28 protein-coding genes and 1 pseudogene are annotated in these 26,076 nt (G+C 38.9%); 3 read left to right on the forward strand and 26 right to left on the reverse strand.

Annotated elements, in window-relative coordinates:
- Nucleotides 1-98: 98 nt before the first annotated feature.
- The 21 genes and pseudogenes from IGJ01_RS11790 to IGJ01_RS11890 all read right to left on the reverse strand — a co-directional run bounded on the left by IGJ01_RS11790 (nucleotide 99) and on the right by IGJ01_RS11890 (nucleotide 17,332).
- On the reverse strand, nucleotides 99-1,148 hold the full coding sequence (locus IGJ01_RS11790; RefSeq protein ID WP_005234658.1) for an FUSC family protein: 1,050 nt from the start codon (nucleotides 1,146-1,148) through the stop codon (nucleotides 99-101).
- A 261-nt stretch (nucleotides 1,149-1,409) separates the two neighbouring features.
- Nucleotides 1,410-2,630: an NAD(P)H-dependent oxidoreductase gene (locus tag IGJ01_RS11795; protein ID WP_034878439.1), complete on the reverse strand. Its 1,221-nt coding sequence runs from the start codon at nucleotides 2,628-2,630 to the stop codon at nucleotides 1,410-1,412.
- 26 nt (nucleotides 2,631-2,656) lie between these two features.
- Nucleotides 2,657-3,262: an NADPH-dependent FMN reductase gene (locus tag IGJ01_RS11800; RefSeq protein WP_244732218.1), complete on the reverse strand. Its 606-nt coding sequence runs from the start codon at nucleotides 3,260-3,262 to the stop codon at nucleotides 2,657-2,659.
- A gap of 24 nt (nucleotides 3,263-3,286) precedes the next feature.
- A complete protein-coding gene (locus IGJ01_RS11805) occupies nucleotides 3,287-4,225 on the reverse strand; it encodes an FAD:protein FMN transferase (RefSeq protein ID WP_005234651.1) in 939 nt (312 codons plus the stop codon).
- A 201-nt stretch (nucleotides 4,226-4,426) separates the two neighbouring features.
- The gene (locus tag IGJ01_RS11810) at nucleotides 4,427-5,278 is read right to left on the reverse strand and encodes a helix-turn-helix domain-containing protein (protein WP_034878437.1); all 852 of its coding nucleotides are present in this window, start codon (nucleotides 5,276-5,278) and stop codon (nucleotides 4,427-4,429) included.
- Nucleotides 5,279-5,345: 67 nt separating this feature from the next.
- Nucleotides 5,346-6,068 (reverse strand): deoxynucleoside kinase, encoded by a 723-nt coding sequence (locus IGJ01_RS11815; protein WP_005225447.1) that lies wholly within the window; start codon nucleotides 6,066-6,068, stop codon nucleotides 5,346-5,348.
- Between the two features lie 15 nt (nucleotides 6,069-6,083).
- On the reverse strand, nucleotides 6,084-6,341 hold the full coding sequence (locus tag IGJ01_RS11820) for a nucleoside 2-deoxyribosyltransferase (protein ID WP_244732219.1): 258 nt from the start codon (nucleotides 6,339-6,341) through the stop codon (nucleotides 6,084-6,086).
- A 24-nt stretch (nucleotides 6,342-6,365) separates the two neighbouring features.
- On the reverse strand, nucleotides 6,366-6,524 hold the full coding sequence (locus tag IGJ01_RS11825) for a hypothetical protein (RefSeq protein ID WP_244732221.1): 159 nt from the start codon (nucleotides 6,522-6,524) through the stop codon (nucleotides 6,366-6,368).
- Nucleotides 6,521-7,099 (reverse strand): LOG family protein, encoded by a 579-nt coding sequence (locus tag IGJ01_RS11830; protein ID WP_244732222.1) that lies wholly within the window; start codon nucleotides 7,097-7,099, stop codon nucleotides 6,521-6,523. Before IGJ01_RS11830 ends, IGJ01_RS11825 begins: the two co-directional genes overlap by 4 nt.
- A 321-nt stretch (nucleotides 7,100-7,420) precedes the next feature.
- The gene (locus IGJ01_RS11835) at nucleotides 7,421-7,828 is read right to left on the reverse strand and encodes a helix-turn-helix domain-containing protein (RefSeq protein ID WP_061054425.1); all 408 of its coding nucleotides are present in this window, start codon (nucleotides 7,826-7,828) and stop codon (nucleotides 7,421-7,423) included.
- Between the two features lie 246 nt (nucleotides 7,829-8,074).
- Nucleotides 8,075-9,298: an amidohydrolase family protein gene (locus IGJ01_RS11840; RefSeq protein ID WP_005234642.1), complete on the reverse strand. Its 1,224-nt coding sequence runs from the start codon at nucleotides 9,296-9,298 to the stop codon at nucleotides 8,075-8,077.
- Between the two features lie 16 nt (nucleotides 9,299-9,314).
- Nucleotides 9,315-10,676, reverse strand: coding sequence for a citrate transporter (locus tag IGJ01_RS11845; RefSeq protein WP_430601112.1), 1,362 nt, complete (start codon nucleotides 10,674-10,676; stop codon nucleotides 9,315-9,317).
- A 348-nt stretch (nucleotides 10,677-11,024) separates the two neighbouring features.
- On the reverse strand, nucleotides 11,025-11,948 hold the full coding sequence (gene msrA / locus IGJ01_RS11850; RefSeq protein ID WP_005234639.1) for a peptide-methionine (S)-S-oxide reductase MsrA: 924 nt from the start codon (nucleotides 11,946-11,948) through the stop codon (nucleotides 11,025-11,027).
- A gap of 275 nt (nucleotides 11,949-12,223) precedes the next feature.
- Nucleotides 12,224-12,548 (reverse strand): annotated as a pseudogene (locus tag IGJ01_RS11855) (type II toxin-antitoxin system PemK/MazF family toxin).
- Nucleotides 12,549-12,568: 20 nt separating this feature from the next.
- Entirely contained in the window at nucleotides 12,569-12,832 is a 264-nt protein-coding gene (locus IGJ01_RS11860) for an AbrB/MazE/SpoVT family DNA-binding domain-containing protein (RefSeq protein WP_005234636.1), read from the reverse strand.
- Nucleotides 12,833-13,160: 328 nt separating this feature from the next.
- The gene (locus IGJ01_RS11865; protein WP_005234634.1) at nucleotides 13,161-13,676 is read right to left on the reverse strand and encodes a hypothetical protein; all 516 of its coding nucleotides are present in this window, start codon (nucleotides 13,674-13,676) and stop codon (nucleotides 13,161-13,163) included.
- A gap of 3 nt (nucleotides 13,677-13,679) precedes the next feature.
- Nucleotides 13,680-13,844, reverse strand: a complete 165-nt coding sequence (locus IGJ01_RS11870) for a hypothetical protein (protein ID WP_005234632.1) — start codon at nucleotides 13,842-13,844, stop codon at nucleotides 13,680-13,682.
- A 364-nt stretch (nucleotides 13,845-14,208) separates the two neighbouring features.
- Complete coding sequence (locus IGJ01_RS11875; protein WP_430601113.1) at nucleotides 14,209-15,060, reverse strand: helix-turn-helix domain-containing protein; 852 nt, start codon at nucleotides 15,058-15,060, stop codon at nucleotides 14,209-14,211.
- A 259-nt stretch (nucleotides 15,061-15,319) separates the two neighbouring features.
- On the reverse strand, nucleotides 15,320-15,526 hold the full coding sequence (locus IGJ01_RS11880; RefSeq protein ID WP_194188424.1) for a DUF3955 domain-containing protein: 207 nt from the start codon (nucleotides 15,524-15,526) through the stop codon (nucleotides 15,320-15,322).
- Between the two features lie 87 nt (nucleotides 15,527-15,613).
- The gene (locus tag IGJ01_RS11885) at nucleotides 15,614-16,465 is read right to left on the reverse strand and encodes a helix-turn-helix domain-containing protein (protein WP_244732226.1); all 852 of its coding nucleotides are present in this window, start codon (nucleotides 16,463-16,465) and stop codon (nucleotides 15,614-15,616) included.
- Between the two features lie 249 nt (nucleotides 16,466-16,714).
- Nucleotides 16,715-17,332, reverse strand: coding sequence for a CPBP family intramembrane glutamic endopeptidase (locus IGJ01_RS11890; protein ID WP_244732228.1), 618 nt, complete (start codon nucleotides 17,330-17,332; stop codon nucleotides 16,715-16,717).
- Nucleotides 17,333-17,719: 387 nt separating this feature from the next.
- On the opposite strand from IGJ01_RS11890, the gene IGJ01_RS11895 reads away from it, so the two are divergent.
- Nucleotides 17,720-18,301: a hypothetical protein gene (locus IGJ01_RS11895; RefSeq protein ID WP_430601114.1), complete on the forward strand. Its 582-nt coding sequence runs from the start codon at nucleotides 17,720-17,722 to the stop codon at nucleotides 18,299-18,301.
- 259 nt (nucleotides 18,302-18,560) lie between these two features.
- Here IGJ01_RS11895 and IGJ01_RS11900 read toward each other — a convergent pair whose 3' ends face one another.
- Nucleotides 18,561-18,905, reverse strand: coding sequence for a DUF7006 family protein (locus tag IGJ01_RS11900; RefSeq protein WP_005234616.1), 345 nt, complete (start codon nucleotides 18,903-18,905; stop codon nucleotides 18,561-18,563).
- A gap of 665 nt (nucleotides 18,906-19,570) precedes the next feature.
- Between IGJ01_RS11900 and IGJ01_RS11905 the strand changes: the two genes are divergently transcribed.
- Nucleotides 19,571-19,711, forward strand: coding sequence for a hypothetical protein (locus IGJ01_RS11905; RefSeq protein ID WP_430601115.1), 141 nt, complete (start codon nucleotides 19,571-19,573; stop codon nucleotides 19,709-19,711).
- A gap of 283 nt (nucleotides 19,712-19,994) precedes the next feature.
- Entirely contained in the window at nucleotides 19,995-21,404 is a 1,410-nt protein-coding gene (locus IGJ01_RS11910; RefSeq protein WP_430601116.1) for a hypothetical protein, read from the forward strand.
- 519 nt (nucleotides 21,405-21,923) lie between these two features.
- Here IGJ01_RS11910 and map read toward each other — a convergent pair.
- The 4 genes from map to rlmH all read right to left on the reverse strand — a co-directional run bounded on the left by map (nucleotide 21,924) and on the right by rlmH (nucleotide 25,810).
- On the reverse strand, nucleotides 21,924-22,682 hold the full coding sequence (map, locus tag IGJ01_RS11915; RefSeq protein ID WP_005234612.1) for a type I methionyl aminopeptidase: 759 nt from the start codon (nucleotides 22,680-22,682) through the stop codon (nucleotides 21,924-21,926).
- Nucleotides 22,683-22,724: 42 nt separating this feature from the next.
- The gene (truA, locus tag IGJ01_RS11920; protein WP_244732234.1) at nucleotides 22,725-23,462 is read right to left on the reverse strand and encodes a tRNA pseudouridine(38-40) synthase TruA; all 738 of its coding nucleotides are present in this window, start codon (nucleotides 23,460-23,462) and stop codon (nucleotides 22,725-22,727) included.
- 235 nt (nucleotides 23,463-23,697) lie between these two features.
- Entirely contained in the window at nucleotides 23,698-25,200 is a 1,503-nt protein-coding gene (locus IGJ01_RS11925) for a hypothetical protein (protein WP_244732236.1), read from the reverse strand.
- A gap of 130 nt (nucleotides 25,201-25,330) precedes the next feature.
- Nucleotides 25,331-25,810: a 23S rRNA (pseudouridine(1915)-N(3))-methyltransferase RlmH gene (gene rlmH, locus IGJ01_RS11930; protein ID WP_244732238.1), complete on the reverse strand. Its 480-nt coding sequence runs from the start codon at nucleotides 25,808-25,810 to the stop codon at nucleotides 25,331-25,333.
- Nucleotides 25,811-26,076 lie beyond the last annotated feature (266 nt).

Below are 26,076 nucleotides of genomic sequence, written 5' to 3' on the forward strand. Positions count from 1 at the left end.
CCTTATTTTTCCTATCCGATGGAGATAACGTTTAGATAGAGGATCAAAGGCAAAAAAAAGCAAGAGCTGCTGCTCTTGCTTATCGATGATGGTGCATTCTATTGTGTTTGATCCGTCGTGTCTTCTGGTTTGTTTCCCAGTGCTTGCTCCATTTGCTTTACTGCCCAATCCATTAGAAAGATCAACAGCATTGCCAGCACGCTGCCGATCAATGCCCCTGAAAAACGCAATGGGATCAATTTCAGCGGCGTAAAACTAGTACCGATGGTCATTAACAGCAGGACTTGCGGGTTGGTAAAAAAATTAGCAACGGTATAATTGACTGGCATAAAAAACTCCGTCAATATGTTTAGAATGATCAATACCACTGCGATCGCTTCAAGGGGCATATGCAAGGACATCAATAAGAAACCCAGCAGCAGCCCCACGATTCCTCCCAGTACCCTACCAATCGTGCGATTTTTGATTTTTTCCATATGTTCTCCTGCCAAGACGGCAGCAGCAGAAATCAAGATCCAATAGCCGTTGCTGTCCCGCAACAGATAGGCAATGTAGGTCGCAATGAACAATATCAAAGAAAAGTGCAGCGCCTTGATGACCATTTCTGGTTGCTGAGATAATGCCAGCGAATATTTCTCGTGCAAGCTCAGTTGTTGAAAGGCCGTTTTTTCTTCTTTCAACGGTAGCTGTTCAGCTAACGAAATCACCAGTCCAGCAAGCAATGAGCCTGCGATGCCGTAAAGCAAATAGGAACTGTGGTGCAAGATTTCTCCAAGATGAGCGGCGTGAAAGTTAAAGCCGGTGGCATAAAGCATCAACACGAAGAAATAATCCGGCTTGGGGATCCGCATCACTTTTGACAACAAAAACGCGGAAAACGATAAAGCACCGATAATAAAAGGCGCGCTCCAAGGAATCAGTGCTGTCCCAGCGCCTAAAATAAAGGCCAGCAGCAACGCCGCCCCGTGGGTTAAAATGGCGCGCAGATTATAAAAAAGGGACCGATGTTGAAAAGCTAAGTATGAAAAAGCCCCCATCGCCCCCACAGAACTTATCAAAGGGTCCTGAACAAGGATCCCTATAAACAAAGGAACCGCCATCGCAAACCCTGATCCTAACGGACGCAAGACTTTTCGTTTGTCTTTCATGCAATTCCTCCTATCAAAAAAATATGTACGATGATACAGCGTTTTATAAACAACGTCCTAAACTAGTATACGGAGCAAAAGATGAATATGCAAATTTTTTTCAGAAACTTTTCGAAATCCTCGCAACGATGTCCTTGATCAATTCAATCGCTCATAGAAAACCGTTCATTCATGAAAAAGCAGCAAAAAGAGAAGCATTCGCTTGGCAACTGATTGCAAGCGAATGCTTCTAGCGATTCCTTCTCTCCCTTTAGACAACCCTTATTTCACTGAAGCGCTGGTGACCGCATCTGCTGCAGGTGCGTCATGAGTACTGGCACTAGTGACCGCATCGGTCGGTTCTTGGTGCACAGAAGCACTGGAAATGGCGTCTTCATTGCCGACAAGTTTTTGACCGGTTTGTTGCAAATACCATTCGATGATTGGCTTGAAATCAAGGATGTATTCGTTGATCCCCGCATATTCGCCGTTTTCATCGTGCATCGCTTGATAATTGTGGACGATGTATTTTTCTGGCACCTGTTTCGGCACATGGACCCGAACCGCGTCGGTTGCCCCACTGCGCAGCTGTTGGATCACCCACTCAACATTTTTGAAGGATTTTTCAGGATGGCATTTTGCTAATGGATTGCCGACTTGTCCTGGCACACGTGCTGCCAGCATATTTTGGGCTTCTTCCCGCAGATTGTAATACAAGAATTGGTTGTTGCTATCGGCAAATGTCAATTCCATCGGCATCGAATCTAAGAAGTAATTGATCTGATCGACTGTCAGCAAGCCGCGATTTAGTTTGACGTAGGTATTGCCAGAAACGGCACCGACTGCTTCAGCGGCTTTTTCCAGCCATTGATCATCATACATATCCACTCCTTCCACGGTGGTTGCGGTTTTCCCTGTGGCGTAGAGGTCTTCGGGCGGCAATTGTTTAGGACCCGCTAAGGCAGAAACGACTTTGATAAATTGCAAGAAGCTGTTGATCGTCGCATCCAAAAAAGCAACCGTTCGGGCATCGATCAAATCACCCGCTTCATCGAAAGCTTCTTTGGCTTTGCCCAACAAAAACTCATTTCCTGGCATCACTAAAGCATTGACTCCCGGTGCGTCCAAAATCTGGCGCAGATGCAGCTGGGCCCTTGAAGTTCCTTGATCGTAGTAAGAGGCACCCACGATCATTACTGGTTTGTTTTCCAGAGGATGGATCTTGAATGAAAGCCATTCTAGCAAGCTTTTCAGTCCTGCCGTCACGGTATGGTTGTGCTCTGGTGTAGCAATGATCACACCGTCTGCCATCAATAATTGCCGATTCAAACGCTGGATGGCTGGGCGTTGGGTTTGATCTTCCTCTTGATTAAAGAGAGGAAAGTCTTTGATCTCTACAAGTTCTAACGTGAATTCCTTTTTGTATTGCTTTTTGATAAAGTTCAGCAGCTGACGATTGGTGGAGACTTCAGCGGCTGATCCGACGATTCCGATCAATTTCATTGTCTTTACGCTCCTATCTTTTGCGATTAGATGGTTTCCCATGAAAATTCAGCAGCTTCTTTTTGATTGGCGGTATGGGCGTGCTGCAACTGGCTGGTAATTTTTACAAATAATAGAAAATCGTTGAACAGTCCTTGCAGTTTTTGGGTCTGCTCTTCATCGATCAAGTTGCCTTGCTCGTCAAACGCTTGCAGCGAATGACCTAATAGAAATTCAGAGCTAGGCATGATCCGTGCTTTTAACTCTGGAGAATCCAGAATCTGTCTTAGATGGGCTTGGGCACGAGAAGAACCTAACGTCCCATAAGAAGCACCAGTGATCATCACTGGCTTGTCAACAAACGGGAAAATTCCATAGGACAACCAGTTCAGGGCATTGATCAACGCTGCGGGTACGGCATGATCGTATTCTGGTGTGCTGATGATCACACCGTCTGCTGCCGTGATTTTTTCGGCAAGCTGGGTTACTTGTACGGGCAACTCCTTTGATTCTGGTTTGTTGAACATTGGAAGATCTTTGATCTCGACTAGTTCGATCTCTGCCTCATTGGCAAACATTTTTTTCATAAACTGCAACAACGTGCGATTGGTGGAACGAGTGGCATTGGTTCCTACGAATCCGATAAATTTCATCCTGTCTCTTCCTTTCTGGTTGGGCTATCTTAAAAGTCTTGCCTGAATGCCTTTAGAGGCAATGACTTCATTTTCTTTGGTTACGATGATTCCTTCGATTTCTGGCTGCTGCTGAATCTCTTGCAAAACAACTGGAATGGGCTTGCCAAACAAGCGCGAAGTCCAGATTTCCCCCAGTAACGATGTCGCTGCAACGATCGTGATGCTCAAATACCCACATTCGATGGGAAAGCCACTCTGAGGATCAATCAAATGATGATACGTTCCTTCAGCGGTGGTCAAGACCCGCTCATAGATCCCCGAAGTGACGACGGTTTGGTCCTTGATTGGCAGAATGCCCAAGGTGTCTGCCCGACCGCCTTTGGGATCTCGGATCCCGATCCGCCAATGCCCGTCCGAATGATTTGGTGCAGCGCCGAAACAGACAATATTTCCGCCTAAGTTGATCAATCCATACGCTGCTCCACGGGCTTGGCAAAGGGTGCGTAACTTATCAGCGATGTAGCCTTTTGCTAATGCTCCGAGGTCGATCCTCATTCCAGCTTTTTTCAAAAAAACCTTGCCTGCTGCCAATTGGATCTGTTGCGGGTCTGTTAGCGCAAGCAATTCTTTGACCTGCGTCTTTGATACGATGCGGGCATCTTCAAACCCGATGCGCCATGCTTGGACCAGTGGACCGATGGCAATATTCAGCTGACTGTGGGGAGCACAGCTATGATGTTTGCCGATTTCGATCAGCTGGTACAATTCTGGATCAAGCACAAGCCCCTTTTGTCCTGCCAACTGATTCAGCTGATTCAATTCCGATCGCGGATCATTGGCACTAAAGCGATGGTCGTATCCTTTCAGCTGGGTCTCCAGCTCGTCCAGTACACTTTCTGGTTCTGTATGAGCGACTTTTAACTCAATGGACGTGCCCATCCGCTGAATCGTGCGAGCGGCTTCTCTCACTGCTGCCTTCATAAAATCCCTTCTCCTAAAAACGATATACCTCAAATTATGTTAGTTTTTTCACAATTAAAGAATACTCCCGATATATTTTTTTGTCAACACGATTATATATTTTTTTATATAAAAGGAATTCAAAAAAGCAGTCCCTTCGTCGAAAGGACTGCTAGCTATCAAGCATTTGAGCAACAAAGCTTTTTTGTCGAAAATATATTTTTAATTGATCGTTTCCTCGATCGATTTTAAATGCGCCAGTAATTTTACGTTTTTATTGATTTTGGCATATGCTCGTGCATCGTGTAACATTTCCAAAATTGTTTCTTTCGGCTGTTGTTCACGAATGGCATTTTCGGTCAGTTGGGCTGCCGCGCGAGCCAAGTAGTAGGTCAAGTGATTGTCGGAACAAATCGCCAACACATAATTCAACAAGGTATCACTAGTTTCCAAATCATCGACTTTGGCATAAAAGACGCCGCAATGAAAGACGATGTTCAACACCCGCCACGTGTCTTCGATCGTTTTGATCGGATAGGTATAAATTTTCTCAAAGACCTTCGTCACATAAAACTCAGCCTTTGCCCATTCCTCTTCTCTGGCATACACCAAACCGATCCCAGTATACGCTAAGAAATCAAACAATTCCTCCGCCGTTTCATTCATCAATAACTGATCGAATTGAAACAAGACATCGGTAATCGCAGCTTCATTAAAAATCATTTCAAAGCCTTTTAAATAATCATATTGCGCTTTTAATGCTGGTTCATCGATCAGCTTCACTTCGATTTGACTTAACAATGCAGCCAACTGTTCATACTCGCTCGTGATCAAGTAGAATTCGGCTTTTGCCAATTCTTCTTTGATTTTGGTCGTTGCGACATTCATGGAAGAAAACAAGTCGACCAATGGCAAGCCGATCCGATTACACAATTTGATCAAAATTTTGAGGGACGGTGCCTGCCCGTTGTTTTCAAATTTACTCAAAGTGGCTTGCGTACAGATTCCTTCCGAAAGTTCTTGCTGCGAGAAGCCCGCCTGTTTCCTCGCTTCAATAAATCGTTCAACATTCATCGCCTTGCTCCCTCCCATTGTCGATAAGACACTTCTTTTTTTTCGTAAGCTGTCCTCAACTGCTGGGTCAGCTTGTCACAGATGCTGCGTTTTTCTTAGAAAAATCACCTTTTGCGATGGCTTTGTCCGTACAATAGTGGCCTTTGCCATGGGTCTGACGGACTTCCGCCAGTTTTTCTTGGATCATCTCGAGGATCACCATGAGGTTGTCTTCATTGGCAACAAAGTCCAATTGATCCCCATCAATTTGCATTTTCGGACAAACGTCAAAGTTTTCATACCATTCATCGTATCGCTGATTTAATTCTTTGTAATAGTCGTACAATGTCGGATCGTTGGCAATTTGTTCATAGGAACGACCACGTTTGTTGATCCGTTCAATCATTGTATCCAAGGAAACCTTGATATGAACCATTAGATCTGGATGCTTCAACGGCGCAGATTCTTCCAATTCCCGCAACATCGTGTTCAACAGGTTATCGTATTGTTCGACTTCCATCGGTGCGATTCGACCTAGATCCGCATTTAGATGAAACATCAAACTATCCTCATAGATGGAGCGGTCAATGACATTGTCATCATTGGACAAAGCTTCCCGCATCCCTAAAAAGCTTTTGTTTAAGAAAAAAATCTGCAATAAAAAGGCGTATCGTTCTGGATTGGAATAAAACAATGGCAGAACATCGTTGTCCTCCACGTTTTCATAGAAAGGCTTCGACGCCATTTCCTTCGATAAAAAATCAGTCAAACTGCTTTTTCCTGCCCCGATCGTTCCTGCGATTAATAACACATTCATCATCCTTTATTAAATATAGTCACCGACAAATGCTCGGTGCGCCATCGCTTCAAAATCATACGCTGTTCGTGCCGCCAAATCAGTCAAGTACGCTTGCTCCGACTCCGGCAACATCAGATTGACCGCCGCGGTTTTTTCCTGAAAAGCGATCACTGGTTTATTTAGTACGTGTGCTGCGCCGATTTCAAAGGCTGTTCCCGGATCGGTGATCCCTCCATGGTCAACCAAAACGGCAACGACGACGTCGGCTCGTGTCAATTCCAGCATGTCTTTTTCGAAAATTTCTCTTGCCTATTCTGGTGTATTGGGTTCAGATGAACCTTCTTGATACAAGCGCGGCGAATAGACCGCCAAGGGCTGCGGGTTTTCAGCTAAACTGCGTTCTACCTGTTTGAGTCGGCCGACTTGTTCGTTTGAAAAAAACGGTCCCGCTAAATAGACATGCTTCATCCTGCCAAGCACTCCATTCCTGACCCCTTCGCAGCCAATCGTTGGATCAACGACTCAACGTCAGATAGGAAAAAGAGCGTTTCAGACAGTTCAGCCCAAGCAAAGCTGGAAGCTTCAAACATTTTTAGCAGCGGCTTTAGTCCATCATTTAAGCCTTCGTTCATCAACACACCGATCGGCTTGCCTGACAAGGGCCCAAGAGTCGTAAAAGAGCATACTGATGACAACTCCTCTAGTGTACCAAATCCACCAGGTAATACAAGGTAGGCATCGCTCATTTCCAGCAATTGTTGCGTTTGTTCCTCCCTCGTATCCGTATAGAACTCGGTGTATGTGCTTGATCCAGTGATGATTGGCGGCAAATCTTCTGCAAAGGAACCTGATGGATAGATCCCCGTCACTGCGCCTTCTTTTTCAAAGACCCCTTTCACGATCTCCCTCATCAAGCCAGCCAAAGGGCCGCAATAAACCAACTCGATGTGATTTTTTGCTAAGGCATTGCCGATGGCACGAGCGGTCATTGCCAACTTTTCCTCATTTTCTAAACGGGTGCCGCAACATACAGTTACTCTCAAAAACAACAGCTCCTTCTTCACTACATCTGCTATTTTACACAATCTATTAAAAAAGTAAATACTACATATTGTGCTTTATTTAGATAAAAATCGATCTATTCACTATATATTGTATATATCCATTTACATCTTTTCGCTTTCCCTTAAACGTTACAAACTTTGAAAATAGCAGATAAGAAAAAACAGAATCAGCTTCCATCGATTGCCTCAGTCCTCTTTCATCCCACATAAAAAAACACGATGCAGGTAGGCTCGTGTTTTTTTATCCATCACTTTTTTCTCTTGTCCAAGCAAAATTCAGCAAAAACCTGCATAAAAAAATTATTTTTCGTCGGTGGCTGCTTTCAGCTTTTTCAAATCCTCTTGCTCGACAAAAAAGGTCACTTCTCCTGTTTCTAAATCGACGGATGCTTTGACTTCAACACCTCGTGGGAAAAACTTGCTGGCATCAGTCTCGATTTTCAAACGCATCGTTCCGTCTTTCAATCCAGCACCATAGGTCATCGTACGAAAGTTCTTTTTCATTCCTGCTCGCTCCTTTTTTAATAGCTCATCGACACTGCACCCATAAAGGGTACTCAGTTTCAATAAATTCAAACTGTCTGGTACCGTCTTGCCGGTTTCCCAATTTGAGATCGATGTGCGGGTCACTAAAATTTTTTTTGCTACTTCTTCTTGGCTCATTTGCTGTGTGACTCGATGGTTCTTTAGTGCTTCCCCAATCGTCATCTTGGCCTCCTTCTTCTACCTTAACGCAGACCTGCTGTGATTGCTGCTCAAATCCATTGATATTACGGCATTGTCAAACAGTTTTGACAGGTTTTTCTTAAACGAACTCTCCGTGATAGCGGTTTTCTTTCTATCATAGATGAAAAAAGAACAAATGACTAGAAAATGATCTTGTTACTTCAACTATATTACGATAAAAAAAGTAGCACGAATAAATCGTACTACTTAAGAAAACATGACCTGTTGCTAACGGTGGATCGTCACTTCTTTTTTGACTTCCACGGTGATGCGGCCATTTTTGATGACCACTAAACGTTCAGGAATATCGATCAGCACATCGGCTTTTCTCTGGGTATCTAAAAGAATCAAATCTGCGCGGTTGCCAACAGCGATCCCATAGTCTTTGATATTTAATGCTTTGGCGGTATTGGTCGTAATCATTGGCAAGACTGTCGGCAGGTCATCGGCGCCGCCTAAATGCGCCACTGGCACAGCCAACATAGCGATTTGAATCAAATCACCGTTGCCATAGGGCGTAAAGGCGTTACGAATATTGTTGCTGCCTAAGCAAATATTCACACCGGCATCACGTAATTTGCGAATCGGCGTAACGGCACGACGAACGTTGTAGGCATCATTTCTAGCACCTAAGTGTAAGTCGGTCGCAGGCAACGGCATCACATTGATTTGGGCTTTGACCATCAAATCGATAACTTCTGCCAGCTGATCCGGTTCCATAGCGTGCAGCGCAGTCAAATGTCCTACAGATACCCGACCTTGGTAGCCTTCTGCGATGGTTTTTTCACACAGGTAGACGATCGATGTATCGTCTGCTTCGTCAGCAAAATCCTGATGCAAGTCAATGTCTTTGTCAAATTGTTTGGCGATCTCAAAGATCAAGTCGATGTGTTCATTGGCTGGCGCATCATTGTAAGGAATGCCGCCAACGACATCGGCGCCTTTTTCCATCGCTTCAATCATCATTTTATCCGTTCCGGGTGCTTTAAAAATTCCTTCTTGCGGAAAGGCAACGACCTGAATGTCGATCAGGTCTCGGTACTCTTCTTTTAAGCGCATGATGGTGTCAAACCCAGTGAAGCCTTGCGCCGGATCAAATTCGGCATGGGTGCGAACAGCAGTCGTACCATGTACGATCAGCATTTCTAATGCACGTTTCGCTCGATCATAAATATCTTCTTCGGTAAAAGTCGGTTTGAGCTTTGCCGTAACTTGGATCGCTTCTTGTAATGTACCTGAATTATTAGGTTCACGATCGGCAATCAAGGCTTTGTCTAAGTGGATATGGCTTTCGATCAATCCGGGGATCACCACTTTGCCTTTCGCCTCAATCGTTTTTGCTGCTGATTCTTCAATGTTGGGTGCAACTGCGGTGATTTTTCCTCCTGAAATTGCAATGTCTACTAATTCTGCATCGTCTTCAAGACGTGCTTGTTTGATCAATAAATCCATGTTTTCCTCCTATCCATCAGCCAAACACTAAGCCGATGACTAATAATAATACGGCTGCTAAACTCAACCACTTCACGTTTCCTTTGACTACATCCAGAATCGGAATTTGGAAACCAGAAGATAAAGCTTGCATCGTAATGTTGACGAAACTCATTTGACTGCCGAGTCCAACCCCCATCGTTACAAAACCAAGAGCTAACACTGGGAAGCCTAATGAAACGGCAACTGGTAACACTAATGTTAATACGGAGCCGACATAGGCACCTGCGGGAATCCCAATCAAGACACCCGTCAAGATCGCCACGGGAACGACGATCGCTGCGGGGGCATTTTGTGCCGCACCGGCAATAACAGCAAACGTCCCAGTTTCAGCGATCACGTTGATGAAGGCTAAAAAGATCCCCACTTGGAACAAGCGGGTCAAAATATACGTGGACCCATCCACCATCGCTTCCACCGATTGATTCATCGAAAAGTCGGTACAAACAAAAATCAACGCCAACGTGACCACCATATTAACTAGCGGCGTAAAGAGGACAAAGCCGATCAGGTCATTGATCAACGGGCCAAAGATGACCGCAAAAAGCAAGAAGATCGCAGGCAGTGTCGTTTTGAATAACTCGCCATTGCTTTTGTTTTCGTACTCTTGGTTGGCTGATTCTTTGAAGCCCAGATGACGACGCTTGGTCCCGAAGAATGCCAATAAAATCGCCAAACCAACGAATAACAACCAAAATGGGCGCATTTGATCGACATAAGAAGCGACACTAAAGCCGCCCAGTTCAGACACGATACTAGATTCCAAAGAGGCAGGAGAGGTCGTAAAGGAGACAGCTGCCGCTAACGACATCGCTGCGATCAATTCGGGTACCACCCCAACCGCCGCAAATGCTAATGGTGCGATCACCATTGCACTCCCGCCGCCGATCCCAGACATATAAGTCGCTGCTGCCAATAAGATGACAATAAAACCAGCCACATATTCCACTTTTCCTTTGGTCCCTCTTTTGGCTAAGGTTAAGGCTGCCGTATAACTACCGGCTTTGAAGACCGCCATCGCTACAGCGGAATTGATGATTGGCACCGTAATACTTAACATCGTCGGAATAGCTTCCAACAGTTGCGAATTGGCTTCAGCTAAACTGATCCCGCCAATAATCATCGCCAATATCCCAGCAATCAAGCCAGCAATGATCATATCTACTTTTTTAAAGAGTAAAACCAGTACTAACACTAACGGAATCAGTACTAAAAATGCTTTGACTCCAGTTGGTGCAACGATCTCATTGATCGCTTCTGCCGCAAACACTGTTCTTTCTGAAAAGATAAAAAGAATGAGAGCCATAAACAGTGAGACGAACGTTCCCTTTTTTTTCATCACATTTCTCCTAACTTATATGAATCTTCATATAATAAATGTTGTGTTGCTATGGGGTGTTGCTGATTGATTTTTCCGCTGATTTTTCTCTGGTGTTTCCCACCTTCTTTCCTCGAAGAAAGGAACCAAGCAAAAGACGCCTGCTTTTTCGACCTTTTTCGCCACTTTTTCTTTCTCTATTATAATTCTTGTTGTTAACGCTTTCTTTGGACATTATTCTAAAATAAATCTTCGTTTTTTATCCAATTGGCTAAACGCGCAGAAAAAAGCGCGGCCTGTGGAGAAAAGAGCCTTCATTTGATCCTCTGGCCTTTTCTCGGAGCCCCGCTTTTTTGATGTATCTTCTGCCTATGATCGTTTTTCCCCTCGGTTTGTCCAGCGTTTCAGTTTATAAAAAAGCATCAGTTGCTTGCGCGCTCGCTTGATCCGCTGGTAGCGCTTGGGCTGCTTCTTGTAAAATGCTTGATGGTAGTTTTCCGCTGGCCAAAAGGGTGCAGCCATGCGGATCTCGGTCACGATGGGTTGCTGATAATAACCAGATTGTGCTAATTCCTTTTTGGCTCGTTGCGCAAGCACTTCTTGCTCAGCAGTCGTATAGAAAATGATTGGACGATAAAAATTGCCGCGATCTTGAAATTGTCCGAAAGCATCTGTCGGGTCTGTCACTTGCCAATACAACTGTAACAAGTCCTGATAGGTGATGATTTTGGGATCAAAAATGATCTCTACTGCTTCGACATGCCCTGTTGTTCCACTTAGTACTTGATCATACGTCGGATTCGGGACTGTTCCCCCAGTATACCCCGACAAAACGGAAAGAATGCCCGGCTGGTCTTCAAAAGGCTCTACCATACACCAAAAGCAGCCGCCAGCAAAAATAGCCACTTCTTGTGCTTTTCCACCTGTTTCGGTCGGCTCCACGGAAACTTCTGCTGGTTGGACTTTGCTTGTTTCTTCATTCATTGCCTTTTTCGGTGCTGGCTGGCTGATTGTTTGATAAAACTCGGCGACATTCGGGGTCAGATTGTTTCTCAGTGCCAAAGGACGCAACGACGCTTCTAGTTTTTCCAAAACCCGTCTGGTCTGTTGGTCTTCAAGGCTATTTAACGATTCCTTTTCGTGTTTGCCTGCTTTTTGTTTGGTCGCCAGCTGAGTTTCCAGTGTATTTTTTGCTTGCACCAGTTGTTCTCGTTCCCACTGTCTCGTGCCAGGATGCAAGATCAAATTATAGATTTCTGACAGCCACGCCATCGTTGTTTGCTTCATCACCATTGCCCCTTTGTCTCATGAAGGAGCGGCTCTCACTCCTTGTTTGGTTGCACTGTACCATAGTTTCGCCGATTCGCCCAATTTGATGCCCAAAAAACGTTCGAGAGAAATCCTCGAACGTTTTTGGCTTTTGTATGGGTTAGCGTATAAATCGTTCAGGCTTTTGAGAATGGCGTTGCTATCTCAAAGATTACAAAGGAGTATAAGTTTACGGACACACTGTCTATAGAATAAAAGAAAACAGCATGGTCAACATAGATAAGATGACCATGTTGTTTTTATTTACTTACTTTTTGAAATATTGTTCTAACTTTCATCAATAACTCCTCAACCAATCTCTCATGCGCTTTTTCCAAAAAAACACACGCTCTGGCCTCATAATCAATTGTCGTTAATTGATCTAGCAATACTTTTCCTGTTGTTTTCATGCCATAATCTGGATCAATACTTACATATAACGGATAGTTTCTACTTGTACTAGAAATCGGAGCAATGGTGGCAACGTTACTATAATCTGCAATCATGTCATAACTTAAAACTATATAGGGTCTTTTTTCCCGTTTGTTCTTGTCCAGAACGAGGAGCTGTATCCAATAACAAAATATCACCTTATCTAGGTTTTCTTACCATTTTTCATTTCCTATTGCTTCACCTAAATGTTGAATTTCCTCCTGATTTCTCTCAGCAGTGTAATTTTCAAATAACTTTTCAATCGTTAACTCGTTTTCTGATTTCGCCGCTTCGATGATTAATCGCTTATGCCCGTTTACTTCTTCTTGCATTATCTTCACTTTGTCATCAGTATGAATGCCAAGATACTCCATAATGTACTTTGGCAATCTAAGACCGTTACTATTGCCCCACTTTTTTATAGGTAGCATTTCCATGCGCGACACCTCTTTCTATATATACATAGTATAAGATATATCACGACGGAGTATATACATAATTATCCTTTTGTCGAAGCACCTAAATTCATTTAAAAAGAATTGTTCTTAAAAGTTTACTCTTCTGTCCTAAATTAGGATCTTTCTATCCTAACTAATTGAGCTACTAAAGGAATTTTGAAATGAAGAATAGAAAAAGGATCAAAAATTATTAAGTTTCTGATCCTCAATAATATTGTACCAATATTATCTCACAACAAGAACAAAATACATAAATTAGACTCTGTCGCATTCTTAAAAATCAAAATTGCGTAATATCATACTATGATTAGTTGCTTGATTCGGTGAAACCATCTTCATTAGGCGCAACTTGCCACCCAGCACTATGAAATGCTCTTGTTATTAAATCTTCAACAAAATTTGGATTATCTGTAGGGTAGCCGTGGTCATATAATATTTGCCTAGAATAGATTAATAACATGCCACTATCTTGATTAGACCGTGCCATCAGTTGAATAGCATGTTCTAACTCGTCGACAGTGGCGCCAATATTGAAAGTAGTGTTTTGGTTTTGTGCCAAAGTCATCCGTTCATGAAAATCCGATATCAAACTTTCTGCTTGGTTATACCATTGCGGCTCCGATGTAGATGGCGCCATAGTTTCGCTTGTGCTCCTTCCTGATTGTTCGGTACTCCCAATAGACTCCATAAACGTTGGTTCCTTCATCGCCTCGACAAACCGATTTATTGGGTGCTCCGATTTTGCCAAGACATAGCCAAATAAAATTACCAATGCGCAAGTTATACCAGATACAATCACAGATGAAAGAGTTGATTTTTTCATAGATTAATTTCCTATTAATAATAACTCTTGCTTCAAGAGTATCTGTGCTAACTTTTGAACCTCTTGTCGATTACCTTTTCTCTCAATTTCTTTCTGACGTTTCTGATCGATTGGGCTTTTGAACTTAAGGGATCCGCATCGGTATGTTTTATATGTTAATTCTTCCATTTGATTTCCTCTTTCCTTACAATGTAAATCTTATAATAAGGCTATTTAAGAAGAAAATAAAAAAAGTCCGATATAATGGACTTCCCAACAATTTCTATATAAATATTCATTCCCCAAATAAGTTATTGACAACTATGTTTATAGTTATTATCCCTTTAATTAATATAAATCATAATTCTCTTTAAATACCTTCAGCTTCCTATTTGGGCAAATTCATCTAATTTGACCATCTAATTCAAATTAGTAAACATATTTAGAATGAAAAATAAACCATTGTATTTTAAAACTTAAATAGCTTTCTAATTTAAGTCTTAATATTTACTTTTAAATAGATGCACAATCGAAAACTACATGCCCTATATAATTATGAAACTAATTGTGAATAAAGCTCAGCTAAAGAGTCTTGATTTAAATCTCTCATTATCTGAAGCATTTTTTGTGTAAGATCTCTTCCCTCTTGCTCAGGCCCTCTTTTTATTAATAGTAACCCGCTAAAAAACTTATATACCGTTCGGTGAAAAAATTCTTTATAATCGGTTGATAGTAAATCTAGCTGTGTTAATAATACTTCTGTATAGTCATACTGCTGCCTTTTAAATGTATATTCAATTAGGTTGATCAACAAAACACAATATATTTCTCTTCCTTTTTCAAGTTTCACATAACGTTCCATCAATTTTGAAACTCTTTTAAAAAAAACTAGAATAATTTCACTATCTAAAAATTCGAGTGTATTCGTAAATAGTTGAATTTCTTGCAGAGACCAACTTTCCACATCGATCAGATAGGTTAAAATGGTATGTCTATCAGCTTCTAAAACTACTTTGGTATTATATTCCCCATACTCTTCAAAATATTCTAAGAGGCGTATCCGAGATCTGACCTCAGCAATTCTAATTCCATTTAACTTGCCGGATTTTACTTGCAGATCTTCTAAAAGATGTTTGAGTCCTTTGATATCTTGATTGTTCGCCAGTTTATTATAAATATAATTATAGTTATTCTGTTCATTTAATTGGTATCCATTAGAAATAAACATAAATTCATCAATGTCCATAGAAATATTGTCTAATATTTGCACCAGTATATTGGCTGATATTTGATGTTTTCCTTTTTCAAATTCAATAGCATATGATTTAGATATAATATTTCCATATACATCTTTCTGGCTAAATCCTTTTTTTAATCTTATTTCCCTTATAGTTTCTCCGTACATATAGTACTCCTCTCGCATTCAAGATTCTCTCATCCATATCAACAAAGAAATATGTATGCTAGCATATTATTCATTAAATTTCTTTAAAATAATATTTGATCTTATTATACAATTTGTTTTCTGATCATTATAGTGACTTAACCTATAAGATGAAAGAAAAAGAGGAGTGAATGACTTGGATACATCTCATTCGCTCCTCTTTTTCTTTCGTTTAGATTAAAAACAAGAAGTCCTAATCGTGAAAAACATCTCATCTGTATCATTTAGTCTTTAATTTATTTCTTAATAGCTTAGTAGTAGTTATAGAAATTGAAATAAAGATTGATAAATATCCTAGTGGTATACAAAAGAATGCTGGCTCTACAACAAATCCTCTTGAGTCCAGATGCGACCCTACCAAGTTACTAACCATAAAGAGCACTACTGCTAATAAAAAAAAGAAAATTGAACTGCCAAATTGTTTCATTTTATATTCCTCCTGCTTTTTAATTTATTTAAATGATTGGTTCAGTTTAACAAGTAATGGATTTATTATCATCTATGAAAAAATCCGTTAAATCAATAAAAGGGCGTACAACTTCGCTAGTGGTTCTTGGTTTAATTTTTTCATAATATCTAACATATTTTCTGCAATAGCTCTTCCCTTTTCTTGATCAAGTTTTTTCATTACCAAGAGTCCCTCAAAAAAATTATAAACGGTTCTATAAAAAAACTCTTTATAGTTGGATGATAGAAGATCCAATTGGATAAGTAATATTTCTGTATAGTCGTATTGCTTTTTCTTAAATGTATATTCCAATAAATTTATAATCAATGCGCAATATATTTCTTTCCCCTTCTCTAGATCGGCATAATATTCAAGCACACGAGAAACTCTTTTAAAAAGAATAAATATTGATTCATTGTCTAACAAATCTAGCGTATTAGCGAAAAGCTTAATTTCTTGAAGTGTCCAACTTTCCCTCTCAATTAGGTAGGTTAAAATAGTCTGTCTATCTTCTTGTAAAATCACATTTGTATCATAAACACCATTGTCTCTGAAATTTCGTAAAATTCGGAGACGAGACCTTACTTCAGCTATTCTAATATCATTTAATCTACCTTCCCTACTTTTTAATGTTTTTAATAAATCTTCTAGACCTTCAATATCATGCTTGTTGGCTAACTTACTGTACGTATAATCATAATACGTTTTTTCGTTCATATTATAGTTATTAGCAATAAATAAAAATTCGTCTATTTCTATAGATAGATTCTGTAAAATTTCAAGCAATATATAAGTAGAAATTTGATGCTTTCCTTTTTCGAATTCTACTGCATATGATTTTGATATGATGTTTTCATACACTTCTTTTTGAGTTAACCCTTTTTTCAGACGAATTTTCCTTAACGTTTCTCCATACATTTATTATCCTCCTATCATAAGATTGTATTAAAAAACTTCTTACATTTCTTATTATAGTAATCTTTCTTTTTTTGGATCATCAGGTATGAAATATGAGACCGAAAAATTCGAAACAATAATTTTTTTATAACTATTACGAGTCATGTATTGAACAATAAGGTTCTTTATATAAATAGAAAAAAAGAGAACTAGCAAGTTCTTGCTAATTCTCTTATTCGTCTATATATCAATATAGGAATTAAAAAAACACTATTTGAGAAAAAAGATAATAAAGCCTAGCGAGTCATAGATAAAATGACAGATCCAACTCACCCAAACACTAGATGATTTCTTCCATACATAGTTTAGTGCTAACCTAGCCGGTGCTAGGGTGAATATTAATTGTATAGGGTGAAATCCATACGCAGGAATGTGCCAGAATGCAAAAAGAATGCTGCAGATAATTGTTGACCAGAAAAAAGAAAGGCCTTTTTTCTGAAGAGCGATTAGGATATTTGTACTTAATAGTTCTTCTCCCATCAGCATAAAGGGCACTTGAAACAAAATCATTTTTACTGAAAGTGTATCATTAATCGCATTCGGCGTAGGTTGCCCAAAAATTAATGAATAGAGGAATGAAAAAAGCATTCCAGAAAACAAAACAAGAGGTAATCCCCAGGCGAATGATTTAAAGTTGAAGTGCTTGAACTGATTTAGAAAGTCCTTTCTTAATAAACAATACCCGGCAATAAAGGCAAATACTAAATTGCAAACCGTTCCAAAAACGACATGAAGTAGCTCGGGAAAATTTATAAAAGATAAAATTTGATAAATCAAAGCAATTCCTATAGTAGTCAATAACAAGAAATTAGCTGATTGTTTTTTCATATTTACCCAACCTCCTTATTTTTATCTGATTATTATTTTAAAACTATTCAAACATGGTAGCCTTCTCGGGAAAAATAAATATACATACTAATTTTCTGTTTCATACAAAATTTTGTAAAGTTTTGTATTTTAATTATAACATATTCATATTGAATACCAGGAAGATTGAGAAAGACTGATACTATACCAAGGACAACTAATTTTCCCAGCAATATCGTGCTTGCTAAAAATGAAACATACGATCATATAGATAAATCATTATTTATATTATATATACCTATATTTTACTTTTTTGAAGTATGAAATATCTGTCTTTTTAGGTAATTTGAACCTAAAATAACCTAAAATAGATTTTGCAACAAAATAAATAAATGGAGAATTTAGAACATGAAAAAAAAGCAATTATCAAAATCTTTAATAGCCACTGGCTTACTTTGTACAATATTCGGGAGTGTTACAACATTTGCAGCCAGCACTGCACTTTATCGTGACTCCACGGCAACTACAGAAGCTATCTACCAAGGTGTTCATGCCTTATCCCGAACTTTAAGCGGCACTAAGACAGACTTGGCAACAGCGTTAGTAGATAAAGCAAAAGCAGAAGCTGATAAAATAAAAGCTGAGAATGAGAAGAAAGCTGTCGAAAATAATCTCGAAACGGCAAATAACACAATTACTGATTTAAGAACACAACTTACAAATGCCAATAACGCTGTCACAGAAGCGCAAGCCAGTGCAGCTCTTGATAAAAAAACTGCTGAAGATAAAGGAAGTGCCGTAGCAGCTGCAAAAGATGAACAACTATGCGCCCTTAAAACTGCAGTTGATAGTATCCTGTCTGAGCACAATGGGCTTCCTGACAGTAATAAAGATAGTGTAGAAGCATTACAAGGTAGCGATGATGCAGCAAAAGCTGTCGATGACGCCAATAAGAATCAAACAGAAAAAGTGAATCAAGGTAATTCATAAATTTGTTTAGTTCTTCTAATATCAAACTGTAAATCATAAACCCTAACATTAAATAGGTTTATTCAAAGTATTATGCTCAATAGATAATAAACTTTGAGGTAAATAATAAAAAAGCAACCCGTCATAAATAAAAATGTCAGGTCAGGAGAGTAAAGTTCTGTCCTGTCTTTTTATTGTAAATATATATTTAAATCGCATATTAAAATTTTATATTATCTGAATAAAATTCACTTTGAACAGTCTCCTGAAGTCATTTATTTTATAGAAGTATAAGTGAGTGAATCTTACTAATATTTGTCATTCCATCCATCCTGAATATTTCTTCATAGTAAGTTCCGCTATCTATTTCTGCCAATCTTATTATTTCAGTTTCAGATAATTTGAAAATATTGTCATCAATTAAACTAGATAAAATTTGCAACTTAGCATCGATTCGTACCAATTCTTTGATGGTTGCAAACGCATTTTTGGTAGAAATATTCTGAATCAATTTAATGAAATTTTCTTTTGTCGTTATATAGTACTCGTTAATTAATGGATAGTTATATTTTTCGAAAAAATCATCGAAAAATAAGAAATATTCGTTAGCTGATTTTATTGTCACTTGTTATCTCCTTTCAAATTTATTCTAAGAGATCCGCACAATACCTATTCGTTTATTCAAAATGTTTCCTCTTCTACTTGTCATTTTAAAAGCAGTCTGCGAATTTCCATTTATTTTACCTCTTGAATTTGGTCAAAGAAAAAAAAGTCTTTAATTTAGGACTTATAAAAGAACATATGACTTTGAAAGTTTATTGTTATTCATGGAATTGAGTTACAAAAGAGATATTAATCATCTTTATGTACACACATATTCAGAAAAATTAATTAACCATTTTGTCCTTATTATCTTTGAATACAAGTAAGAATATGATTACTAGAAACAAAAGAAGAAACAATGGGCTGTTTTAGAACAAGAATTTCAATAAATAATATAATAGCACTCACCATAATTATCATTGAGGTACTAAATTTAAGACCTTCTATGTAGAATAAGCCAAAACCTTATATGATAAGTTTTGTCAGACAGAATCAAGAAATTTTCATGAAATAATTCATTGAATTTAAATACCATTCAGTATTTACTTCCATTTTCACTGGTGTTCATGGAGATTTGTCTTTTATTTTGCCGTGGATTGACTATCTTATTCTAAGTTCTTGGACAAGATACTTGTATTTCTACGAGAAAAACCAATCACAAATCGAATTTGAGGAGAAATTTTAATCATGAAAAAACAAATCATTGCCACATCAATCATATTAGCTAGCATAACTACCGTAATCGCGACTGAGGCTCAAGCCAATGCAGACTCCATCAATGGCGTTGATGTAACAACTGATCAAACACAAAAAAAAAGCCACCAGTGAAAATGGTGAAACTTGGGTTAATGATAATAATGTATGGTATAACCAAACTTCAGGGGATAACGGTATCATTACACCACCGAATACTCCCGATCAGCAAAAACCTGAGCAGTCTTTAACGCCTGCTGAACCTAATCAAACACCGCCGATTATTAAGCAAGAAACCCCATCTGCACCATCGGTACCTACAAAAGCCGAGTATATCGCACCGGCTAAACCTATCTCTGAGCAAAAAGTATCGAATACGCCAGCTGTTCCTGCTACTCCTGTGATAAATGTCCCTGATTTGCAGCCGAATGCATCGGTTCAATTGGTTCCTGCTACTCCTGCTGTTCCTACAAAAGCCGAGTATATCGCACCGGTTAAACCTGTCTCTGAGCAAAAAGTACCGAATACGCCAGCTGTTCCTGCAACTCCTGTGATAAACGTGCCTGATTTGCAGCCGAATACGCCTGTGCAATTGGTTCCTGCTACTCCTGCTGTTCCTACAAAAGCCGAGTATATCGCATCAGTTAAACCTGTCTCTGAGCAAAAAGTACCAAATACGCCAGCTGTTCCTGCTACTCCTGTGATAAATGTCCCTGATTTGCAGCCGAATGCATCGGTTCAATTGGTTCCTGCTACTCCTGCTGTTCCTATAAAAACCGAGTATATCGCACCGGTTAAACCTGTCTCTGAGCAAAAAGTACCGAATACGCCAGCTGTTCCTGCAACTCCTGTGATAAACGTGCCTGATTTGCAGCCGAATACGCCTGTGCAATTGGTGCCTGCTACTCCTGCTGTTCCTACAAAAGCGGAGTATATCGCACCAGTTAAACCTGTCTCTGAGCAAAAAGTACCGAATACGCCAGCTGTTCCTGCAACTCCTGTGATAAACGTGCCTGATTTGCAGCCGAATGCATCGGTTCAATTGGTTCCTGCTACTCCTGCTGTTCCTACAAAAGCTGAGTATATCGCACCGGCTAAACCTATCTCTGAGCAAAAAGTACCGAATAAAAAATACGAGGATCCAATAAATAAACAGCTAAAAGAAGTACCTAGTATGATACCTAGCCAACCAGTAGAAATGACAATAAATGTTCCTATTAAAAAATTTCCACAAATGAATACTTTTAATTTTTCTATGCAAGCAATCAATACTTTTGCGACTACTATAATTGATAATACATTCTCTACAAATACAGAAAAGATTACTCCTGCAACTAATGTACTAGTCGAAAAACAGCCATCACTTATCGATGGAGATATCCCTAAAAATTTAAACCCTTTTGATCATAAACAGTTTATTCAAGCTAGTAGAGTACCAATTATTGAAAAACCAGTAATTATGAAATTGGAACAACTAAGTGAACAGAAAACAAGCCGACCTGTCCCTAAGACTTCTGAAGAAAAGCAAACAATTAAAACAATCCAATTCAAAACAGCGCTCATGAAATCTGAAAGTAAACAAACAGCGCAATCTTTAACAAAAAAAGAAAATCAGGTAAATAGAGAGACGATTCCCCTGCCTACTAGGTCTTCAAGGCATGACGTGAAATCCACACTCTTAAAATCTTCAAGCCTAGCAATGATGCCTAAAACAGGAGACGCCGACTCTTTTACTTTTCAAGAAAGTTTACGAATCATTGGTTTTGTTTTGGCTAGTCTAAGTCTGTTAGGTTTATCATTTAAAAGTAGAAAAGGTTACAAGAAATAAGATATAAAAAAGACTAGCTCTATATGGCTAGTCTTTTTATGCTTTATTGAAATTTGACATATAAAGTATTATTATTTGTAAACTTAAGTTAATATATTTTCATAGATCGCTAGTACTAATAATCTATGAAAATATTAATAAAATAGAGATCAAAATTTTAAGTTTCTGCCCCTCTTTTCTTAATCTATAAAAAAGGCGCTATAATTTATGGGACTGATGAATCAGAATTGACTCTCCAATCTCATTTTCATTTTAAGTAGAAAAAAGATCATTCTCTAGTTTGTTTAAATCACCCCAAAACAACTAAGGACACGATATACTATATGAACGACTCCATCAAAAATACCAATATGAATAGACAAGCACTCGTTGATTACTGAGTTCTTTTATGAGTCTTTTTGAAAAAAGCACAGTTCGAAAGGGCGTACCATCAGTTAGATAAGCCCTTTTAAGAGATGTAGAAAGTATACATGTTACGGAAATTACACACAGTTATTTTTCAAAGACATTAAGTGATATTCACGTTTCTTCCTTTTGCAACGTCATGATGACTGGACCTTCTTTGGTGATGGCGATCGAATGTTCATATTGGGCACAATAACTGCCGTCAATCGTGCGTGCTGTCCAGCCGTTCGGGTCCATCTTCATGCGCCAAGTGCCGGTCGTGATCATCGGTTCGATAGTGATCGTCATGCCCTCTTTCAACCGAATTCCTTTGCCAGGCAAGCCGAAATGAGGAAAGAATGGTTCTTCATGAATGGTTGGGCCAATGCCGTGAGCAATAAAGTCCCGCACGACACCATACCCTTTTTCTTCAGCGAAGCTTTGGATCGCATAACCAATATCGCCGACACGGTTGCCAACCTGTGCTTGCTCGATACCTCTCATCAAGGCTTCTTTCGTTACTTCCATCAGCGCTTGATGTTCTGGTGAAATCTCTCCTACCGCATACGTCCAACAGCTATCAGAGATTGCTCCTTTGTAATCGACACAAAAATCGACTTTGACAACATCGCCTGATTTTAAAACATATTCTGAAGGGAAACCATGACAAATCTCTTCATTGACACTGATACACGTCGCAAATTCATACCCTTCAAACCCGATTTGCGCGGCTGTTGCCCCTGCAGCTTCTATCTGTTGATGGACAAAGGCGTTGATTTGGTTCGTGGTGATACCGGGAACGATTTTTTCCCGTAGCTGCTCGTGAATACTTGCCAAGATACGACCAGAAGTTTTCATTTGTTCGATCTCTCGTGGGGATTTTAATGTGATCAATAGATGATCTCCTTTCCTTAAATAGCCATAATCAAGTTTCTTTTAATAATACACCTCATCTAGAAATAAGCCATGAGAAGGCACTGTTTCACCAGCTACTTGTCGTACTTTATCGGCTAACACTTGATCGATCACTTCTGGCGGTAGCGTGCCATCGCCAATGGCAATCAGTGTGCCTGTCAAGATTCGGACCATTTTATGCAAAAAGCCGTTGCCTTTGAAGGTAAACCGCAATAGGTCGCCTTCTGGTATGATAGTGATTTCATCGATTGTGCGCACCGTTGATTTTTTTGATTTTTTCAACGCAGAAAAGCCAATAAAATCATGGGTGCCGATCAACTTCTCAGCCGCTTGCTGCATTTTTTCCAAATCAAGGGGCTGCGGGCAATGAAAACTGGTATTGCGATCAAAGACCGATGGGATCGCGTTGTTCCAAACATAATAGCTGTATTGCTTGCCTTTGGCGTGATAGCGTGCATGGAATCGTTCAGGCACTTCTTCAATCTTGTTGACAACGATGTCTTGCGGCAAATAGCGGTTAAAGAACTGCTGCATCTCTGGCAAACTCATTTGATGGGTCGTCTTGAAATTTGCCACTTGTCCTCGAGCATGCGTGCCCGCATCGGTTCTACCAGAACCCACGATCTCAATTTCTTCTCCCGTCAATAATTTGATGACCCCTTCAACTTTTTCTTGGATCGTTTTTTCAGAATCTCCTAGTCGTTGCCACCCTAAGTAGCGCTTGCCGTCGTATTCAATCGTTAGTTTGATATTTCGCATGGTTGTTGCTCCTTTTAAAGTTAATAGAAATGATAAACTTTTTGATTTTTGACTACCTTTAAATGAAAAAGTGATCTTTTATATCCGTCTAACCTCACAATAAGTTAATTATCTTGATTCCTGCAAATTCTGATATTTAACATACTTTTAATAGATATTGGACATTTTCACTTAAAATTTAGTACCAAAAGATTTAATTACATGCCGAATTAATAAGTGAAACTATTAAGTTTAATCACTGTGAACACATTTCCTTTAAAAATTCTGTCCATAATTTATCACCAACTTTTCTATTAGATTTATTCACTGTGATAAATTCTATATTAGAGCTTTTAGTTACTTTTAATTTTTTTGCATATTCTTTTCTCTTGTCCTGCATATCATCTTCGCCATTAATATCTACTATATATAATTTCTTATCTTCTCTATTTATAAGAGTCCTTATAATACCGTTAATATGTTCATCGTCATAATTAAAGCCAAATCCAATTGAACAAATAATTTCCGAATTTTTTAAAGCAGTATAATACTCCACATACTTTAATGACATATCTATTGATGTCATGGGTTTTGTTCCACTTTGAGTAAATAATAATGGTACAATAAAATGTTTTTCTTCAGAAGTTAACTCTTCATAGGAGCCTATTGCGTTTAAATAAGGATCATAGTACTGATTCACTCCCCCATTTAAAAAAATTACATTTTCCCCTATTTTATCCTCGATTAATGAATTATAATTAGTAGTTCCGATTACATTTATCTCTATGCCTGATTTTTTCAAATCATCATAGTATCCCTCTTTTTCGCATATCAATTCTTCCGCTTGCTCTTTTATATAAATCTGAACCGTATATAAAAAAGTGGATATTCTACAGAATTTTGCCCATTCACTGTAAGGATTGTATAGGTAATGCCAGTTTGTATCTATTAATGACTTGTAATCCAAAACTTCTGAATAGATTCTTTCAATAATTTCAAATGCTAGTTCTACAATAGGATGACTCTTATCATCTGGATCTCGATCTTTAGCAAGTAATTCTAATCCTTTTACTCCAGCTTTCTCATAGTTCACACTTAAATTTCCACCTAAGTCCTCAAAAATATCCAATTGAATATCAGATTTCTTAAAAATATTATTCTCGTTCTGTCTAGATAATTCCTCACTCATCGCCCCCAATTGCAGTTGGAAAATAGACTTAATTATTTCGCCTAAAAGCCTTTTAACTGAGCTAGTTTCGAAAACATATTCCTCATAATATTTCAATAAAACTGCGAAATAATGATTGGAAAAAAGTTCATCACCACTTTTAAACATTTCTGAATACTCTAATTTATGATTAATATTTATATCCTCAACTTCACGCCCTAAATCTTTTTTTATTAATTCTTCGAAATTTATATTTAACTCAGTTTCAACCACTTTCATTGATTCTTTTGCAACTACATCAAAATTATTGATTTTTTTAATGATTCTATCTCTATTATTTCCCACAGTATCCTTTATTAATGAATCATATATTCTTTCACCAAAAACATGTATATTATTTCTCTCAAAGTTTTTGGGTAACCAATTCGAAGCATATCTAGAGGAATTATCAATGTTATCTCTTAAGTCTCTAATTTTTTTCCTTGCCTTATTTGGATCTTGTCTGAATATATCTAAAGCAAACTTTCCACCAGAAGGCATACCATAATTAATTTCTGCTCCAGCACCAAAAAGAAATCCAATTTTTCCCATTTTTACTTTCCTTTCTAAATAAATCAATATACAGTATTTTTATCATTTACGACCTCAAAATAAACAGACTCTTTTACTGGCAAGTCTGCATAAAAACTTTAAAAGTATTAAAAATAACCATCAAGATTTATCACTTATGATACGGCGCTCCCGTATTGATTCGATACGCGCGATAAATCTGCTCCAATAAGATCAGTTTCATGAGTTGGTGGGGGTAGGTCATTTTGCCAAAGGAGATTTTGGCATCACTGCGGCTCATGACTTCTTGGCTTAAGCCTAGGGATCCGCCGATGACGAAGGTCAGTTGGCTTTTTCCTTGGATGCCGAGTTGATCGATTTGTTTGGCGAAGGCTTCGCTGGTGGGATTGGTGCCTTCGATTGCTAAGACAAAGACATATTCGGTGTCTTTGATTTTGGCTAAAATACGCTGGCCTTCTTTTTCTTTGATTTGCAGCATTTGGGCTTCACTCAAGGTTTCTGGTGCTTTTTCATCTGGTACTTCGATAAACTCAAGCTTTGCGTATGCCCCCAATCGTTTGGCGTACTCGTTGATTCCTTGAACGAGGTACTTTTCTTTTAGTTTTCCTACCGTGACGATTTTGATTTTCATAGATTTCTCCTCGTTATCCCCTTATTTTATGAAAATGTGGACAATGCTATCCACAACCTTTTACACACTTTGACTTTCTTTGAAATCCTTATATCTTATCTATAAAACTGCGACACTTCAACGATTTCTTCATCCACCCAACCAACCCCATCAAGTTTGTCCACACACTGTGGATAAAAAGACCTTTACTTCTCCCCAGATTTCTCTGCTATTTTTATTCAAAAATGAACGGGTCTTACGAAGAAAATTTCATCGTTTGAAACAGA

Source organism: Enterococcus sp. AZ089, assembly GCF_050547225.1.
Classification (GTDB): domain Bacteria; phylum Bacillota; class Bacilli; order Lactobacillales; family Enterococcaceae; genus Enterococcus_D; species Enterococcus_D entomosocium.